The organism is uncultured Paraglaciecola sp. (assembly GCF_913058035.1).
Lineage (GTDB): Bacteria > Pseudomonadota > Gammaproteobacteria > Enterobacterales > Alteromonadaceae > Paraglaciecola.
This window is the reverse complement of the sequence record NZ_CAJXPA010000341.1, coordinates 1-2121: the sequence shown is the minus strand read 5'-3', so window position 1 is coordinate 2121 and position 2121 is coordinate 1. Positions and strand designations below refer to the sequence as shown.

Below are 2121 nucleotides of genomic sequence, written 5' to 3'. Positions count from 1 at the left end.
GAATGTATGTGATGTATTTTAATCGAAGTTATAAACGAACAGGTACGTTATGGGAAGGGCGCTTTAAATCCTGTTTGGTGCAAGAAGAAACCTACCTAATGCAAGTTTATCGCTATATAGAGATGAACCCTGTAAGAGCCTCCATGGTTGATGAGCCAGCCGATTATTTTTGGTCAAGTTACCAATGTAATGCGCTTGGAAAGAAGAGTGACTTGTTAACACCTCATTCTATTTATACCAATCAGATTATTTAAACATCCAAATCCATCCATTCTCTCATACACATCCCTTTGACCCGCTCTGAATCACTCACAAAGCTATTCCAAGCATCGCAGCATGAATTAACAATGTCTTCATATCCTTCAAAGCATTTGTTAGCCAATTCATTCTGTCTTAGCCACTGCCAAATTTGCTCTACAGGATTTAATTCTGTTGAATACGCGGGTAACCTGACTAGCGTAATGTTATTAAAGGCAAACGCTGTATCATCGGTATGCCAGTCTGTACCGTCCATAATCACAACAGCATGTCGCCCCGTTGGCGTGGCCTGTGATATTTGCTGTAGATGTTGTCTCATGGCTTCTTTATTTACATAGGGCGTCACTATTGCTTCTGTTGCGCCTGTAGCCGGACAAATAGCGCCAAATAGATAAGCATACTGAAATTGCTGATGCCTAACGGCTCGTGGTCTTGAGCCTTTTGCAGTCCATAACCTTGTTGTAGTATTTTGTTGGCCAAACCTCGCTTCGTCTTGAAACCAAATATCTATACTCGATCTGTCATGATCTTTAGGGAGCACTTCAGTTTTGAATTTTTTTAAAACACTCCTGAATTTCTTGTGACTGTTTTGGGTGTTTAGAACGACTGGTTATCCAAGAAAATCTTAGTGAATTTAGTAGCCTATAAATATTGTCTAAACAATAAGTGACTCCAAATTCTTCTTTAATATAGCTAACTCAGTATTGTCCTGTAAGGCGACCGCCATTAGGTTTGATGCTATTCGCTATTACGTATTCTTTAAAGGTAATCAGTTGCTCAGGTGTCAAATGACAAGGTCTACCTGTTCGAGGTTTTTCTTTTAAGCCATCGAGTCCATTTTCATAGAAATTTTTAGCCCAATCATTCACTGCCTTACGGCTACTCTTTAAATATATAGCGGTTTTGGCTCTGTTAGCTCCCTCTTTTATGTGTAAAAGTGCGAGTAAGCGAATGCGCATTCGATCATTAGTCTGTTTAGCGATGAGAGCTTTGATATCTAACGGTTTCAGCTTATCTTCGAGTTGTTTTTGGGAAATATATTTCATGTCGCCATTAGATCATAAATTTAATCTGGTTGGTTCATACTATGGCTGTCACAATGACTTTTTTATGGATGCTGTCTTATCAATTAATAAAATGCGCAATAAAATAGAAAGTTCGAACTGGATACAATTCTTGATAATATACTGAGTAGATATTTTAATTCATGCTTATGAGGGGTGAACATAACTTTTATGCACAATGTGTATAGTCATTTGATATCGAATCATTACAGGATCTTAAGTCCCCAATATCCTCTATAGGCAAAACCGAACTCTTTTTACTTTTATTGTTTATAATGCGCTTCAACAAATGACTAAGTTGCTGATGAACTTTATACTCAACTAGACTTCCAAAGGAACTATTAATGAAACCTGTTTTAACTTCCGTCATAATCATGACTTCGGCTATCTGGCTTAGTGCCTGCAATAATTTATCCCTGAACAGCATTACACCAAACTCTCCCATAGCGGCAATTTCGTCGTCAGAAGCACCGTCCACACAAAGTATATTATTGAGCGCTGATCAACAATTTGAAAATCTTCTTGATGAGCATTGGCACTGGTACACATCACAATATCCAAGTTTTGCAACCAGTCTTGGCATACGTGATTACGATGATAAGTTAAATGATCCTTCACTTGAGGCATATGAAGCACGCATTAAACGTCAAAAAACACTTTTGACACAGTTTCAGGCGGTCGATTTAGTGTCATTGTCTGCGGCCAATCAATTAAATCATGCGCTTATGCTGTTAAAACTTGGTTATGAGATTGAAGCTGCTAATTTTGGTGACAAATATATGCTTATCACTAATAGAGG

2 protein-coding genes and 1 pseudogene are annotated in these 2121 nt (G+C 38.0%); 2 read left to right on the top strand and 1 reads right to left on the bottom strand.

Annotation, left to right across the window (positions count from 1 at the left end; all coding sequences use genetic code 11):
* The coding region (locus QZ562_RS21080) for a transposase (RefSeq protein WP_293764693.1) at nt 1–254 on the top strand (254 nt) is incomplete at its 5' end.
* Here the strand turns inward: QZ562_RS21080 and QZ562_RS21075 are convergent.
* A pseudogene (locus tag QZ562_RS21075) lies at nt 251–1268 on the bottom strand (IS630 family transposase). The gene QZ562_RS21080 and the pseudogene QZ562_RS21075 overlap by 4 nt on opposite strands.
* Before the next feature lie 398 nt (nt 1269–1666).
* Between QZ562_RS21075 and QZ562_RS21070 the strand changes: the two are divergent.
* A partial coding sequence (locus QZ562_RS21070) for a DUF885 family protein (protein ID WP_293764689.1) occupies nt 1667–2121 on the top strand: 455 nt, incomplete at its 3' end.